Here is a 15,588-nt window from a genome sequence, read left to right on the forward strand (position 1 = left end):
AGATTCAAGAGGTGGTCGCTTCATGTCCTTTACCCGTCGCCAAATACTCGGTGGCCTGGCCGGTCTTGTTGTCGTTGGTGTGGGTGCAGGCGGCGCGTCGCGGTACTGGCTGGGCAAGAGGGCCGACGCAGAAGCTGGTCATGATTATGAATTGATCGCCGCGCCTCTGGACGTCGAACTGGTGGCCGGGCACAAGACCCAGGCCTGGGCGTTTGGTCCTTCGGCACCGGGCACCGAGTTGCGGGTGCGCCAGGGCGAATGGTTGCGGGTACGCTTCATCAACCACCTGCCGGTCGCCACCACCATTCATTGGCACGGGATCCGTTTGCCGCTGGAGATGGACGGCGTGCCGTATGTTTCGCAACTACCGGTGCTGCCGGGAGAGTATTTCGATTACAAGTTCCGCGTGCCGGACGCCGGCAGCTACTGGTATCACCCCCACGTCAACAGCAGCGAAGAGCTCGGGCGTGGACTGGTGGGGCCGTTGATCATCGAAGAGCGCGAGCCCACCGGCTTCAAATATGAACAGACCCTGAGCCTCAAGAGCTGGCATGTGGATGAGCAGGGCGAGTTTGTCGCGTTCAGCATTCCCCGCGAGGCGGCGCGTGGCGGTACGGCCGGGCGGCTGGCGACCATCAACGGCGTGCCCCAGGCGGTGATTGACCTGCCGGCCGGGCAGATCACTCGGGTGCGTTTGCTCAACCTCGACAACACCCTGACTTACCGCATCAACATCCCCGGCGTTGAAGCGCAGATCTATGCGTTGGACGGCAACCCCATCGAACCGCGCCCGCTGGGCAAGGAATACTGGCTTGGCCCAGGCATGCGCATTTGCCTGGCGATCAAAGCGCCGCCGGCCGGTGAAGAGTTGTCGTTGCGCAACGGCCCGGTGCGCTTGGGGACGCTGCGTTCGGTGCCCAACAGTGACGCACCGACCCAGTGGCCACCGGCACTGCCCGCCAATCCGGTGTCCGAGCCGGACCTGGCCAATGCCGAGAAACTCAACTTCAATTTCGAATGGGTCGGCTCGGTGTCGGTCAATGTCGACAACGGCAAGCCGCCAAGCCTCTGGCAGATCAACGGCAAGGCCTGGGACATCACCGACAAGACCTGCGCCGACCGGCCGATCGCCACGCTGAAGAAAGGCCAGAGCTACATTTTTGAATTGAAGAACATGACCCAGTACCAGCATCCGATCCATTTGCACGGCATGAGCTTCAAGGTGATCGCGTCGAACCGGCACAAGGTCGTGCCGTATTTCACTGACACGTACTTGCTGGGCAAGAACGAGCGGGCGCAGGTGGCGCTGGTGGCGGATAATCCAGGCGTGTGGATGTTCCACTGCCATGTGATCGATCACATGGAAACCGGCCTGATGGCCGCCATCGAGGTGGCGTGATGCGTCAGATTCGCCCCGCCAAGATCATTGACCGCAGCCGTGACCAGGACTTCATGCGCGAAGCCCTGGCCCTCGCCGCCCAAGGCGCCGTCCTGGGCGAAGTGCCGGTGGGCGCGGTGCTGGTGCAGGACGGCGAGATCATCGGGCGCGGCTTCAACTGCCCGATCAGCGGCCACGACCCCAGCGCCCACGCGGAAATGGTCGCCATCCGCGCCGCCGCCCAGGCGGTGAGCAACTATCGCCTGCCCGGCAGCACCCTCTACGTGACGCTGGAACCGTGCAGCATGTGCGCCGGCCTCATCGTCCACTCGCGCATCGCCCGGGTCGTCTACGGGGCTTTGGAACCCAAGGCCGGTATCGTCCAGAGCCAGGGGCAGTTTTTCAGCCAGGGTTTCCTGAACCATCGGGTGATGTTCGAGGGCGGGGTGTTGGCTGAGGAGTGCAGTACGGTGCTGAGTGAGTTCTTCAAGGCCCGAAGAGCCAAATCCTCAGACTGACGCTGTCCCCCACTGTGGGAGCGGGCTTGCTCGCGAAGGCGGCGTGTCAGTCACATAGAGGTTGAATGGTCCGACGCCATCGCGAGCAAGCTCAGCTCCCACATGGGGTTCCGGGTGTCCACAGATCTTGCGTTCACCACAATCCCTGTGGGAGCTGAGCTTGCTCGCGATAGCGGTGGGTCAGCTTGCATTCGTGTTGAATGTGCTGCCGCCTTCGCGAGCAAGCCCGCTCCCACAGTGGGATTTGTGGTGCCTGGGCGATTTATTTCCGCGCCACAATCACCGCCCGCCTCGGCGCCGGCAGCCCTTCGATGGTTTTGCTGTGGTCGGCGGGATCGAGGAAGTCGCTTAGCGACTGATACTTCATCCACTCGGTGCTGCGCTGTTCTTCCACGGTCGTCAGGCTCACGTCCACGCAACGCACGTCACTGAACCCGGCGCGGCGCAGCCAGCGTTCCAGGGCCGGGACCGACGGCAGGAACCACACGTTGCGCATCTGTGCGTAGCGGTCCTCGGGCACCAGCACCTGGTGTTCGTCCCCTTCGATCACCAGGGTTTCCAGCACCAGTTCGCCGCCCTTGACCAGGCAGTCCTTCAAGGCGAGCAAGTGTTCGATCGGCGAGCGACGGTGGTAGAACACGCCCATGGAAAACACCGTGTCGAAGCCCTCCAGTTCAGCTGGCAGCGCCTCGAAGGGGAATGGCAAATGCCAGGCGTTGGGCTGCGACAGGTAGCGCTGCACCGCCTGGAACTGGCAGAAGAACAGCCAGTTGGGGTCGACACCGATCACCGTGTCTGCCCCGGCGCCGAGCATGCGCCACATGTAATAACCGTTGCCGCAGCCTACATCAAGGATGCGCTTGCCTTTGAGATCCAGGTGCGGGGCTACCCGTGACCACTTCCAATCCGAGCGCCATTCGGTGTCCACGTGCACGCCAAACAGGTCGAAAGGCCCTTTGCGCCAGGGTGACAGGCCCATCAACGCGGTACGCATTTGCCCACGGGTTTCGTCGGAACAATCGGCGTCTAGCGTCAGCCCGTTCAGCAGGTCGACGGTGGTGGGTTGCAACACCGGCAGCGCATCGAGCGCGCTTTGCCAACGCTCCAGGTCGCCGTGGCCCTTTTCCATCTTGCTGTCGAGTTGCGTCTGCAGCGTCGCGGCCCAATCGGCCAGGGGTGTGCCGGCCAGATGGCGGGCGAGGGGGGACAGATCAATCATGGCAGGGCAATCAACGAGGCGAAGTTAAGACACTGGAACCACGGCACGACTTTCGAGAACCCGGCCGCCAAGAGGCGCTCGCGGTGCTCCTCGAGGCTGTCGGGCTTCATGACGTTTTCGATGGCGCTGCGTTTCTGGGCAATCTCCAGCTCGCTGTAGCCGTTGGCGCGCTTGAACGCCACGTGCAGGTCGGTGAGCAGGGCGTGCTCCTCGGCATCGTTGAAACGCAATTTTTCCGACAGGATCAGGGCACCACCCGGCAACAGGGACTGGCGAATGCGGCTCAACAGTGCGGTGCGCTGGTCCGGCGCGATGAATTGCAGGGTGAAATTCAGGGCCACCACCGAGGCCGGCTGGAACGTCAGGGCGAGGATGTCACCTTCGATCACTTCAACCGGCAGCAGCTCCTGGAACATCGAGTCCTGGCCGTTGAGGTATTCGCGACAACGCTCGACCATGGCCGCTGAGTTATCCACAGCGATGACACGGCAACCGTCGGTGCGCACATGGCGACGCAGGGCCTGGGTCACCGCACCGAGGGACGAACCCAGGTCATAGAGCACGCTGCTTGGCTGGGCGAATTGCGCGGCGAGCACGCCGAGGTTTTCGACGATGGTCGGGTAACCCGGCACCGAACGCTTGATCATGTCCGGAAACACCCGCACCACGTCCTCGTTGAAGGCGAAGTCCGGCACTTGGGCCAGGGGTTGGGCGAATAAGCGATCGGGGTCTTTGCTCACGGCGGTTCCAGCGGCATGGGTGGTGAAAAGGCCGGCATTTTAACCAAAAAACCTGCGGGAGCGAGCTTTGTGGGAGCAAGGCCTGTGGGAGTAAGGCTCTGTGGGAGCAAGGCTCTGTGGGAGCAAGGCTTGCCCGCGATGAACGATAATGAGGTCTTACTGTAGACCGCGGTGCTTTTATCGCGGGCAAGCCTTGCTCCCACAGAGCCTCGCTCCCACATTGATCTTTGTTCAGTGCCGCTTTTGCGGGAACGCCGACGCCGTAATGCCCCATTGGCCCAGCCAGTAACTGATGATGATCAGGTAAGGCGCGGCATGGAAGGGCTGCACGAACCGGTTGATGCCGATCAGGCTGTCGGAAAACACAAACGCCAGGGCCCCGGCGGCGGCCAGCCACGCCGAACGCTTGGGCACGTCGGTGCCCAGCCGGGCCAACGCCCGCCAGAGCATGGCGCTGATGACCAGGCCGTAGACCACCACCGGCACCAGCAACGGCCCGAGACCGCTCGACACCAGAATCCCCAACAGCACCGCGCCGATGCCCAAGGCCAGGGCCAATGGCAGCAGCGCCGGACGACGACAGTCGCTGAGGTAGGCTTTCAGGTAGGCCAGGTGCGCCAGCAGAAACGCGCCGAGGCCGAACACGAACAGGTCCCCCGGCCAGGCCAGCAGCACATCGCCCACCAGTGAAAAAATCAGCCCGAGGCTGATCCAGCGCCGATAGTCGCTGGGCGGTGCATCGTGCAGCCAGCCGAGCAGGGCCAGCACGGGCATGGGCTTGACCAGCAGGCACAGCAGCGTGGCATGCATGGCCAGGCCGTACAGGTAGGTGGCCGCACCCATCAGTGCGAGGATCAGCCAACCCACGGTCAGTTCACCGCAATGGCGCAGTCAAAGGTTTCCACGGGCGGTACTTCTGGTGCCCAAGGCTGTTGATAAGTCAGGCGCAAGCGCCCGGTGCCGGCGCTGAACGCCTGGAAGCGCCAGGTCGACACGCCGGCGGCGCCCACGATGCCGGCGTCTTCCGGGTTGCGATAGACCTCCGGCCCCAAGCCTTTCAACACGCCCCCGGCCGAATCCTGGATCGCCCAGCGATAACCGGTGGTGGGGTTGCTCGGCAAGCTCAAAATCAGGTTCTGCCCGTTATTGAGCCGCACCGGGCACTGGCTCAGTTTTTCCACGGTCACGTTGTTGCTGTTTTGCGTGGCGCAGGCGCTCAGCAGGGCGAGGCTGAGGGGGACGAAGAGGCGGGTGAGGGACATAAGGGCTCCGGCATTCACGACGAACGGCGAGCATAACCGAAGATGCTACTGGGTGTGTCAGGTGGGAAGGTGTTGTCTGTCAGGGCCCCATCGCGAGCAAGCTCGCTCCCACAGTGGATTTGTGTCGTTCACAAAATTTGTAATCCACACGAACCCTGTGGGAGCGAGCTTGCTCGCGATGGGGCCGGAACAGTCGCTACATAATTATCAGAACAGCACCTTGGCCACATCCGCAAACCGCTTGGCAAAGTGCACCGTCACACCTTCCTTGAGGTAGTCCGGCAATTCTTCAAAGTTGCCCCGGTTGGCTTCCGGCAGGATCAGTTCATTGATTTTCTGCCGGCGCGCGGCGATGACTTTCTCGCGCACGCCACCAATCGGCAGGACGTGCCCGGTGAGGGTCAGCTCGCCGGTCATGGCCACGCCTTTTTTCGGCGGCTGGTTGCGGGCCAGGGACAGCAAGGCGCTGGCCATGGTCACACCGGCACTCGGGCCGTCCTTGGGTGTGGCGCCTTCCGGTACGTGCAGGTGAACAAAGGCTTCGTCGAAGAACTTCGGATCGCCGCCAAATTGCTTCAAGTGCGAACTGACGTAGCTGTGGGCGATCTCCGCCGACTCCTTCATCACCTCTCCCAGTTGCCCGGTCAGCTTGAAGCCGCGATTGAGGGTGTGGATGCGCGTCGCCTCAATCGGCAAGGTCGCGCCGCCCATGCTGGTCCAGGCCAGGCCGGTAATCACCCCGATGCCGGACAACACCTGCTCATTGCGGAACACCGGTTTGCCCAGGGACGCCTCTAAGTCCTTCGGCCCGAGCTTGATCACCGCTTTCGGGTCGTCGATCAGCTTCATCACCGCCTTGCGCACCAGTTTGCCCAGCTGTTTCTCCAACTGCCGCACCCCGGCCTCACGGGCGTAACCGTCGATCAGGGCCTTGAGGGCGCTGTCGTTGATGCTCAGGCTGCCCTTGGACACACCGGCCTTGGCCAGTTGCTTGGGCCACAAGTGGCGCTTGGCGATGGCGACTTTTTCTTCGGTGATGTAGCCCGACAGGCGAATCACTTCCATCCGGTCCAGCAGCGGGCCGGGGATCGAGTCCAGGGTGTTGGCGGTGCACACGAAGAGCACTTTCGACAGGTCCAGGCGCAGGTCCAGGTAGTGATCGAGGAATTCGACGTTCTGTTCCGGATCAAGGGTTTCGAGCAAGGCCGACGCCGGGTCACCTTGGTAGCTCTGGCCCATCTTGTCGATTTCGTCGAGCATGATCACCGGGTTCATCACTTCGACATCTTTCAGCGCCTGCACCAGCTTGCCCGGTTGGGCACCGATGTAAGTGCGCCGATGGCCCTTGATCTCGGCTTCATCGCGCATGCCGCCAACGCTGAAGCGGTAGAACGGCCGGCCCAGGGATTCGGCGATGGACTTGCCGACACTGGTCTTGCCCACGCCCGGCGGGCCCACCAGCAGCACGATGGAACCGCTGATCTCGCCTTTGTAGGCGCCAACGGCGAGGAATTCGAGGATGCGGTCCTTGATGTCGTCCAGGCCGGCGTGGTGCTGGTCGAGCACCTTGCGCGCATGCTTGAGGTCGAGCTTGTCCTGGCCATACACGCCCCACGGCACCGAGGTCGCCCAATCCAGGTAATTGCGGGTGACGGCGTATTCCGGCGAGCCGGTTTCCAGGATCGAGAGTTTGTTCATCTCTTCTTCGATACGCTTCTGCGCCTGGGCCGACAACGCTTTGCCTTCCAGCCGCTGCTCGAATTGTTCGATGTCGGCGCTGCGGTCGTCCTTGGTCAGCCCCAGTTCCTGCTGGATGACCTTGAGCTGTTCCTTGAGGAAGAATTGGCGCTGGTGTTCGCCAATCTTGTTGTTGACCTCGGCGGAAATCTCTTTCTGCAACCGCGCCACTTCGACTTCCTTGCGCAACATCGGCAGCACTTTTTCCATGCGCTTGAGCATGGGCACGCAGTCGAGCACTTCCTGCAGCTCATTGCCGGTGGCGGAGGTGAGCGCGGCGGCAAAGTCAGTCAGCGGCGAAGGGTCGTTGGGGCTGAAGCGGTTGAGGTAGTTCTTCAGCTCTTCGCTGTACAGCGGATTGAGCGGCAGCAGTTCCTTGATCGCGTTGATCAGCGCCATGCCGTAGGCCTTGACCTCGTCGGTCGGCTCGCTCGGCTGGTGCGGGTATTCGACTTCCACCAGGTACGGCGGGCGATGGTGCTTGAGCCAGGTGCGGATGCGCACGCGGGTCAGGCCCTGGGCGACGAATTGCAGCTTGCCGCCTTCCCGGCTGGCGTGGTGCACCTTCACCAGCGTGCCGTACAGCGGCAGTTTCGAGGTGTCGAAATGGCGCGGGTCTTCCTGGGGCGAGTCCATGAAGAACAGCGCCAGGGAGTGGTGATCGGACTTGGCCACCAGCTCCAGGGTCTCGGCCCACGGTTCTTCGTTGACGATGACCGGCAGTACCTGGGCCGGGAAGAAGGGGCGATTGTGGATGGGGATGATGTAGACCTTGTCCGGCAGGTTCTGGCCGGGCAACGCCAGGCCGGTGCCGGAGGAGGTGTGTTCGATGTGTTCGGAGTCAGCGTAGTCGTTAGTGGCTTCAGTAGAGTGCTGGTCGCTCATGGGGCACCTGCGCAATGGGGTATGGGTCTTAGATGGGGCAGGTGGGGGGTGGTTTCAATGGTGGGCGATTGTTAACGGTTATTTCATTGGTGGCCGTTCAGGCTGGCGACAGGTTTGCGTGGCGAGGCGCAAAGCCTCGCCACGGGCCCAGCCTAGGCCACCCGGTTCAAGTCGTTGTGGCGCGTTTCCTTCAGGCACAGCACGGCGATGACGCTGAGCAGCGCGGCCGCTGAAACATAGCCGCCGACATAGCTCAAGCCGCCCATCGCCACCAGTTTCTGGGCGAAGAACGGCGCGGCCGAGGCGCCGACGATACCGCCCAGGTTGTAGGCCGCCGAGGCACCGGTATAGCGCACATGGGTCGGGAACAGTTCCGGCAGCAAGGCGCCCATGGGGGCGAAGGTCACCCCCATCAGGAACAGCTCGATGCACAGGAACAGCGCTACGCCGCCAGTGGAACCGTGGGTCAGCAACGGTTCCATGAGGAAACCCGAGGCAATTGCCAGCAGGCCACCGATGATCAATATCGGTTTGCGGCCGTAGCGGTCGCTGGCCCAGGCCGACAGAGGCGTTGCAGCGGCCATGAACAGTACGGCAAAGCACAGCAGGCCCAGGAATGTCTCGCGGCTGTAGCCGAGGGTCGACACCCCGTAGCTCAGGGAAAACACCGTCGAGATGTAGAACAGCGCGTAACACACCACCATCGCCGCCGCGCCCAGTAAGGTCGGCGCCCAGTATTGGCTGAACAGCTCGACCAACGGCACTTTGACCCGTTCCTGGCGGGCCATGGCATTGGCGAATACCGGGGTTTCATGGAGCTTGAGCCGTACATAGAGGCCGACAATCACCAGCACGGCACTGAGCAGGAACGGAATTCGCCAGCCCCAGGAGCGGAACTGCTCGTCGTCCAGGCTCATGGCCAGGGTCAGGAACAACCCGTTGGCTGCCAGGAAGCCGATGGAGGGCCCCAGTTGGGGAAACATGCCGAACCAAGCGCGCTTGCCCTTGGGTGCGTTCTCGGTGGCCAACAGCGCCGCTCCGCCCCATTCGCCGCCCAACCCCAGGCCCTGGCCGAAGCGCAGCAGGCACAGCAGGATTGGTGCCCAGGCACCAATGCTGGCATAACCGGGCAGCACGCCAATGAGCGTGGTGCATACACCCATCAGCAGCAGGGACGCCACCAGCGTCGACTTGCGCCCGATCCGGTCGCCGAAATGGCCGAACAGCGCCGAACCCAGCGGACGGGCGAGGAAGGCGATGCCGAACGTCAGGAAGGACGACAGCATCTGTGCCGTGCCTGAGGTTTGCGGAAAGAACACCGGCCCGATCACCAGGGCCGCCGCCGTGGCATAGACGTAGAAGTCGTAGAACTCGATGGCGGTGCCGATGAAACTCGCGGTCGCCACGCGAGTAGCCGAGTTGGTCGGCTGGGCAGGCACAGCCTCGTTGCAGGTAGCGGTCGTCATGCGGTTATCCCTGACAGTCATGTGCTCCGTTGGAGCGAATTATTATGGTCGAACACCCAGGGATGTGGGCGGGTATCCCGTCGCTGTTTCGGGTAGGAACAGTCCCAGGGCTATGCGGATTTTGCCGATGGTCTGGCCGGAACCGGCCGGATGCGGGGTAGGCACGGGGTTCGGGCGGGGCTGGGTAAGCGGCTTGAGTATAGGAAGGGGGCTAACGAATCAACAAGAGCGCCCGCGCACAATATCGGCGCTTGCGATGAGCTTTTTGTGGCGAGGGGATTTATCCCCGCTGGGCTGCGCAGCAGCCCTAAAGCCCGACAACTCGGTGTTCCAGACAAATTGAGTTGACCGTATTTGGGGCTGCTTCACAGCCCAACGGGGATAAATCCCCTCGCCACAACGGTGTTTTACCTTGAGCCTGTTGGGGGTCAGGAAACGGCCGGCACCGAACTGTTATGCCACGCCAGCACCTGGCTGACGCGGTTGTCCACGGTCTCGATGATTTCCAGTCGATAGCGCCCGATCTTCAGGCAGACCGGGCTTTCGGGGATGGTTTCCAGGGCTTCGGTCACCAGCCCGTTGAGGGTCTTGGGGCCGTCGCAGGGCAGGTGCCAGCCCAGGGTCCGGTTCAATTCGCGGATCGACGCCGCGCCATCGATCATCAGGCGGCCATCGGGCTGGGGATGGACGTGGGGGTTGTCGAGGCTATGCTCGCTCTCGAATTCGCCGACGATTTCTTCGAGGATGTCTTCCAGGGTGACGATGCCCAGCACTTCGCCGTATTCGTCCACCACCATGCCCAGGCGCCGCTGCTGCTTGTGGAAATTCAGCAATTGCAGTTGCAGTGGCGTGCTTTCGGGCACGAAGTAGGGCTCGTGGGAGGCGGCCAGCAACGCTTCCTGGGTCAGGCTCGCGTCCGCCAGCAAATGACGGATCTGGCGGGTGTTGAGCACCGCTTCGACCTGATTGATATCGCTGTGGAACACCGGCAGGCGGGTACGCCGGTTCATACGCAACTGTTCGATGATCTCGCCAATGGGGTCGTCGAGGTTGATCCCATCGACCTCGCTGCGGGGCACGAGGATATCGTTGACGGTGATGTTGTCCAGGGCGTGGATGCCGGAAATCGGATGCAGCCGGCCGCTGCCGTGTTCTGATTCCTGCTCGCTGCGCGGCGGCACGGGCATTTCGTCGTCGCTCTGTTGCACCATGCCGGGCTTGCGCGCAAATGGACGCAGCAACAGTTGGCTGGCGCCATTCAACAGCCAGGCAAACGGATAGAGGATCTTCAACGGGATGCCCAGCAAGGTGTTGCCCAGTGCCAGCACCGCGTCGGGCTGGCGGGTGGCCAGGGTGCGCGGCAGGTAGTCGGCGAATATCAGCAGGGCGGCGCTGGTGCCGAGCCAGGCGACCCAGGGGCCGTTCTCCAGCCAGGTGAAAATCGCCAGCAAGGTGCCGATGACCACGGCCAGGACACGACAGAGGGTATTGCACAGGACCAGGCTGGCCAGTGGAAATGTCAGTGTCGCCAGCGGTTTGTCACTGGCGCGCGAGGCCGTACGCTGGGCCAGCAGGTGTTGCTGGGCGGCTTCGATGGCCGTGAACAGGGCCGACCAGAGGATCAGCACCACCAGCACGGCGAACAACGGCGCTACGGGCAACGTATCCATCAGGGCCGTCCGTCAGATATGCAGGATGTATTCACGGACCAGCTTGCTGCCGAAGTACGCCAGCATCAGCAGGCAGAAACCGGCCAGGGTCCAGCGAATCGCTTTGTGCCCACGCCAGCCGAGGCGGTTGCGGCCCCACAGCAATACGCTGAAGACCACCCACGCCAGGCAGGCCAGCAGGGTCTTGTGCACCAGGTGCTGGGCGAACAGGTTCTCGACGAACAACCAGCCGGAGATCAGCGACAGCGACAGCAGGCTCCAGCCGGCCCAGAGGAAACCGAACAACAGGCTTTCCATGGTTTGCAGCGGCGGAAAGTTGCGGATCAGTCCGGACGGGTGCTTGTTCTTGAGCTGGTGATCCTGCACCAGCAGCAACAGGGCCTGGAACACCGCGATGGTGAACAGGCCGTAGGCGAGGATCGACAACAGGATGTGGGCGAGGATGCCCGGCTCTTCGTCGATGATCTGCACGGTGCCCGACGGCGCGAACTGCGCCAGCAGCACCGTGGCCAGCCCCAGCGGGAACAGCAGCACCAGCAGGTTTTCCACCGGGATGCGCGAGCAGGCCAGCAGCGTGAGGGCGATCACGGCGACGGCGATCAGGCTGGCGGCGTTGAAAAAATCCAGGCCCAGGCCGATCGGCGTCATCAGGTGGGTATAAAGGCTGGCCGCGTGGCCGAGCACCGCCAGCACGCCAAGCGTGACCAGCAGGCGTTTGTTCGCCTTGGCGCCGGTGGCCAGGCGGGTGCCTTGATAGAGGGTCGCAGCGGCATAAAGGCAAGCGGCGGCGAGGGTGGCAAGCAAGCTGGGTGACAAGGGGAGCATAAATCCTGTTAGGCAAGCCCGAAAGGCGCTGAGTTTGGCATAGAACCCCCTCCACACGAAAGACCACTGCAAGGTGTACGCCGCACGCTTCTTCGCTATAATCCGCGACCTGCCCACGCCGCAGGCTCGCCGAGCACATTTTTCACGGTCTGGGCCGCCATTATCCCGGTCTCATCTGGGCCTGAAAGGATCGCGCATGTTTGAAAACCTAACCGACCGTCTCTCGCAGACGCTGCGCCATGTCACCGGCAAGGCGAAACTGACCGAGGACAACATCAAAGACACCCTGCGCGAAGTGCGCATGGCGTTGCTCGAAGCCGACGTCGCCCTGCCGGTGGTCAAGGACTTCGTCAATTCGGTCAAGGAACGCGCCGTCGGCACCGAAGTGTCGCGCAGCCTGACGCCGGGCCAGGCGTTCGTGAAGATCGTCCAGGCCGAACTCGAAAGCCTGATGGGCGCCGCCAACGAAGACCTGAACCTCGCCGCCGTACCTCCAGCGGTGGTGCTGATGGCCGGCCTGCAGGGCGCGGGCAAGACCACGACAGTCGGCAAGCTGGCGCGCTTCCTTAAAGAGCGCAAGAAGAAGTCGGTGATGGTGGTGTCGGCGGACATCTACCGTCCGGCGGCGATCAAGCAGCTGGAAACCCTGGCCAACGACATCGGCGTGACGTTCTTCCCGTCCGACCTGAGCCAGAAGCCGGTGGACATCGCCCAGGCGGCTATTAAGGAAGCGAAGCTCAAGTTCATCGACGTGGTCATCGTCGATACCGCCGGTCGTTTGCACATCGATGAAGAGATGATGGGCGAGATCAAGGCGCTGCATGCCGCGATCAACCCGGTGGAAACCCTGTTTGTGGTCGATGCCATGACCGGCCAGGACGCGGCCAATACCGCGAAGGCGTTCGGTGATGCACTGCCGCTGACCGGTGTGGTCCTGACCAAGGTCGACGGTGACGCCCGTGGCGGTGCCGCGCTGTCGGTACGCGCCATCACCGGCAAGCCGATCAAGTTCATCGGTATGGGCGAGAAGAGCGAAGCGCTCGAGCCGTTCCACCCTGAGCGTATCGCTTCGCGTATCCTCGGCATGGGCGACGTGCTCAGCCTGATCGAGCAGGCCGAGCAGACCCTCGACAAGGACAAGGCCGACAAACTGGCCAAGAAGCTGAAGAAGGGCAAGGGCTTCGACCTCGAAGACTTCCGCGACCAGCTGCAACAAATGAAGAACATGGGCGGCCTTGGCGGCCTCATGGACAAACTGCCGAACATCGGTGGCGTGAACCTGGCGCAGATGGGCAATGCCCAGGGCGCGGCTGAAAAGCAGTTCAAGCAGATGGAAGCCATCATCAACTCCATGACCCCGGCCGAGCGCCGCGACCCTGAGCTGATCAGCGGTTCGCGCAAGCGCCGCATCGCCATGGGTTCCGGCACCCAGGTGCAGGACATCGGTCGCTTGATCAAGCAACACAAGCAGATGCAGAAGATGATGAAGAAATTCTCCGCCAAGGGCGGGATGGCCAAGATGATGCGCGGCATGGGCGGTATGTTGCCCGGCGGCGGCATGCCGAAAATGTAAAGAATCTGCGCCGGCTGTCATGCCGGCGTTGCCCCGCACGGAGGCGGGGATCTCCAGCAAACCCGCGCTACGCGGGAGCTGACTTGCCGTTTTTCATGACGGCTCTATGGCAAATCTTGATCGCATGGCGCCAGGCGCCGGAAAAAGACATTTGCAAAAGTCCGGATATTCCTTAGAATATGCGGCCTTTCGGGCACCTATGCCCGCTGTGCATTTAGATTTGCAGCACCGACTACAGGAACGATGTTCACATGCTAACAATCCGTCTTGCCCTTGGCGGCTCCAAAAAGCGCCCGTTTTACCACCTGACCGTAACCGACAGCCGCAACCCGCGTGACGGTTCCCACAAGGAGCAGGTTGGTTTCTTCAACCCTGTTGCCCGTGGTCAGGAAGTTCGTCTGTCCGTGAACCAAGAGCGCGTAGCCTACTGGCTGAGCGTTGGTGCACAACCTTCTGAGCGTGTTGCTCAGTTGTTGAAGGAATCGGCTAAGGCTGCGGCCTGAGCAATATGAACGCGACGCCAAAAGATGCTGATGATTTGATCGTTGTCGGCAAGATCTATTCTGTACATGGCGTTCGCGGCGAAGTGAAGGTGTATTCCTTTACTGATCCGATCAAGAACCTGTTGGACTACAAAACCTGGACGCTCAAGCGCGAAGGTAGCGTGAAACAGGTGGAGCTGGTCAGCGGACGCGGGAACGACAAGTTCCTGGTCGCAAAGCTCAAGGGTCTCGATGATCGTGAAGAAGCTCGTCTTCTGGCCGGTTATGAGATCTGCGTGCCGCGCAACCTGTTCCCTGAACTGACCGACGGCGAGTACTACTGGTACCAGCTGGTGGGTCTGAAGGTCATCGACCACCTCGGGCAATTGCTCGGGAAAATCGATCACCTGCTCGAGACCGGTTCGAACGATGTCATGGTGGTCAAGCCTTGCGTCGGCAGCCTGGATGATCGCGAACGCCTGTTGCCCTATACCGAGCAATGCGTGTTGGCCGTCGACCTTGCCGCAGGCGAGATGAAGGTGGAATGGGATGCGGATTTCTAAACGTGGCTAATTTGCGCGTTGAAGTCATCACATTGTTTCCCGAGATGTTTTCCGCCATCAGCGAGTACGGCATAACCAGCCGCGCGGTGAAGCAGGAGCTGCTGCAGCTCACCTGTTGGAATCCGCGGGACTACACCACGGATCGGCATCACACTGTGGACGATCGCCCGTTTGGCGGTGGTCCGGGCATGGTGATGAAGATCAAGCCCCTGGAAGATGCGCTGGTTCAGGCCAGGACGGCAGCCGGGGAGGGTGCGAAGGTGATCTACCTGTCGCCCCAAGGCCGCCAACTGACTCAGTCGGCGGTACGCGAGCTGGCGAATTTGGATGCATTGATCCTGATTGCCGGCCGTTATGAAGGCATTGACGAGCGTTTCATTGAAGCTCATGTCGATGAAGAGTGGTCGATTGGCGACTATGTACTGTCTGGCGGCGAGCTGCCGGCGATGGTCCTGATCGATGCGGTTACACGACTGCTGCCTGGAGCTTTAGGGCATGCAGATTCCGCTGAGGAAGATTCCTTTACGGATGGTCTGCTGGATTGCCCGCACTACACCCGACCGGAGGTGTATGCGGATCAGCGTGTTCCCGACGTGTTGCTAAGTGGCAACCACGCGCACATCCGGCGTTGGCGTTTGCAGCAGTCCCTTGGTCGGACCTACGAACGACGCGCCGATCTTCTGGAAAGCCGCTCGCTTTCTGGAGAAGAGAAGAAGCTGCTCGAGGAATACATCCGCGAGCGGGACGATAGTTAACAACGTATCGATGGTGAGTCCGACGACTCGCCTTAGGAGCACAGCATGACTAACAAAATCATCCTTGCACTCGAAGCAGAGCAGATGACCAAAGAAATCCCTACCTTTGCCCCAGGCGACACCATTGTCGTTCAGGTGAAAGTGAAGGAAGGCGACCGTTCCCGTCTGCAAGCGTTCGAAGGCGTCGTTATCGCCAAGCGTAACCGTGGCGTGAACAGTGCATTCACCGTTCGTAAAATCTCCAACGGTGTCGGCGTAGAGCGTACTTTCCAGACCTACAGCCCGCAAATCGACAGCATGGCTGTCAAGCGTCGCGGTGACGTACGTAAAGCCAAGCTGTACTACCTGCGTGACCTGTCGGGTAAAGCAGCTCGCATCAAGGAAAAACTGGCTTAAGTCCAGCTTCCGATGCAAAAAAAAGCAGCCTGCGGGCTGCTTTTTTGTTGCCTGCGATTTGCGCTTTGAGCACCCTGCATGGCTTCATTTCCCCTTTTGATGCCGTGTGTGCCCGCATC

At 61.7% G+C, this 15,588-nt stretch carries 15 protein-coding genes; 7 read left to right on the forward strand and 8 right to left on the reverse strand.

The window, feature by feature from the left end; all coding sequences use genetic code 11:
* Nucleotides 1-22 precede the first annotated feature (22 nt).
* Together AC3A5O_RS16455 and tadA are read left to right on the forward strand one after the other, a co-directional pair.
* A complete protein-coding gene (locus AC3A5O_RS16455) occupies nt 23-1,399 on the forward strand; it encodes a multicopper oxidase family protein (protein ID WP_072408147.1) in 1,377 nt (458 codons plus the stop codon).
* Nucleotides 1,399-1,896 carry a tRNA adenosine(34) deaminase TadA gene (gene tadA / locus AC3A5O_RS16460; RefSeq protein ID WP_305469854.1) on the forward strand — a complete coding sequence of 166 codons (498 nt, stop codon included), beginning with the start codon at nt 1,399-1,401 and terminating at the stop codon, nt 1,894-1,896. The genes AC3A5O_RS16455 and tadA overlap by 1 nt, the downstream gene beginning before the upstream one ends.
* 262 nt (nt 1,897-2,158) lie before the next feature.
* On the opposite strand, the gene cmoB is transcribed toward tadA, so the two are convergent.
* The 8 genes from cmoB to AC3A5O_RS16500 all read right to left on the reverse strand — a co-directional run bounded on the left by cmoB (nt 2,159) and on the right by AC3A5O_RS16500 (nt 11,700).
* Nucleotides 2,159-3,115 carry a tRNA 5-methoxyuridine(34)/uridine 5-oxyacetic acid(34) synthase CmoB gene (gene cmoB / locus AC3A5O_RS16465; protein WP_305469856.1) on the reverse strand — a complete coding sequence of 319 codons (957 nt, stop codon included), beginning with the start codon at nt 3,113-3,115 and terminating at the stop codon, nt 2,159-2,161.
* Complete coding sequence (gene cmoA / locus AC3A5O_RS16470) at nt 3,112-3,855, reverse strand: carboxy-S-adenosyl-L-methionine synthase CmoA (protein ID WP_122568783.1); 744 nt, start codon at nt 3,853-3,855, stop codon at nt 3,112-3,114. Before cmoA ends, cmoB begins: the two co-directional genes overlap by 4 nt.
* Before the next feature lie 231 nt (nt 3,856-4,086).
* On the reverse strand, nt 4,087-4,722 hold the full coding sequence (locus AC3A5O_RS16475; protein ID WP_122568782.1) for a lysoplasmalogenase: 636 nt from the start codon (nt 4,720-4,722) through the stop codon (nt 4,087-4,089).
* Between the two features lie 2 nt (nt 4,723-4,724).
* Complete coding sequence (locus tag AC3A5O_RS16480) at nt 4,725-5,117, reverse strand: protease inhibitor I42 family protein (RefSeq protein WP_305469858.1); 393 nt, start codon at nt 5,115-5,117, stop codon at nt 4,725-4,727.
* A 207-nt stretch (nt 5,118-5,324) separates the two neighbouring features.
* Entirely contained in the window at nt 5,325-7,739 is a 2,415-nt protein-coding gene (gene lon / locus AC3A5O_RS16485; RefSeq protein WP_122568780.1) for an endopeptidase La, read from the reverse strand.
* A 152-nt stretch (nt 7,740-7,891) separates the two neighbouring features.
* Nucleotides 7,892-9,205: an MFS transporter gene (locus AC3A5O_RS16490; protein WP_122568779.1), complete on the reverse strand. Its 1,314-nt coding sequence runs from the start codon at nt 9,203-9,205 to the stop codon at nt 7,892-7,894.
* Between the two features lie 428 nt (nt 9,206-9,633).
* Entirely contained in the window at nt 9,634-10,875 is a 1,242-nt protein-coding gene (locus AC3A5O_RS16495; RefSeq protein WP_305491755.1) for an HlyC/CorC family transporter, read from the reverse strand.
* Between the two features lie 12 nt (nt 10,876-10,887).
* Nucleotides 10,888-11,700, reverse strand: coding sequence for a cytochrome C assembly family protein (locus AC3A5O_RS16500; protein WP_060739059.1), 813 nt, complete (start codon nt 11,698-11,700; stop codon nt 10,888-10,890).
* Between the two features lie 196 nt (nt 11,701-11,896).
* Here AC3A5O_RS16500 and ffh point away from each other — a divergent pair, with 196 nt between their 5' ends.
* The 5 genes from ffh (at nt 11,897) to rplS (ending at nt 15,469) form a co-directional block, all read left to right on the forward strand.
* Nucleotides 11,897-13,273 carry a signal recognition particle protein gene (ffh, locus tag AC3A5O_RS16505; RefSeq protein ID WP_122568777.1) on the forward strand — a complete coding sequence of 459 codons (1,377 nt, stop codon included), beginning with the start codon at nt 11,897-11,899 and terminating at the stop codon, nt 13,271-13,273.
* A gap of 251 nt (nt 13,274-13,524) precedes the next feature.
* Nucleotides 13,525-13,776, forward strand: coding sequence for a 30S ribosomal protein S16 (rpsP, locus tag AC3A5O_RS16510; RefSeq protein WP_003198088.1), 252 nt, complete (start codon nt 13,525-13,527; stop codon nt 13,774-13,776).
* A 5-nt stretch (nt 13,777-13,781) separates the two neighbouring features.
* A complete protein-coding gene (gene rimM / locus AC3A5O_RS16515; protein WP_058544503.1) occupies nt 13,782-14,318 on the forward strand; it encodes a ribosome maturation factor RimM in 537 nt (178 codons plus the stop codon).
* Complete coding sequence (trmD, locus tag AC3A5O_RS16520; protein ID WP_205929660.1) at nt 14,300-15,073, forward strand: tRNA (guanosine(37)-N1)-methyltransferase TrmD; 774 nt, start codon at nt 14,300-14,302, stop codon at nt 15,071-15,073. The genes rimM and trmD overlap by 19 nt, the downstream gene beginning before the upstream one ends.
* A 45-nt stretch (nt 15,074-15,118) precedes the next feature.
* Complete coding sequence (gene rplS / locus AC3A5O_RS16525; protein WP_003175895.1) at nt 15,119-15,469, forward strand: 50S ribosomal protein L19; 351 nt, start codon at nt 15,119-15,121, stop codon at nt 15,467-15,469.
* The last annotated feature ends 119 nt before the right edge of the window (nt 15,470-15,588 follow it).

Source organism: Pseudomonas sp. Soil_N_39, from assembly GCF_057655955.1.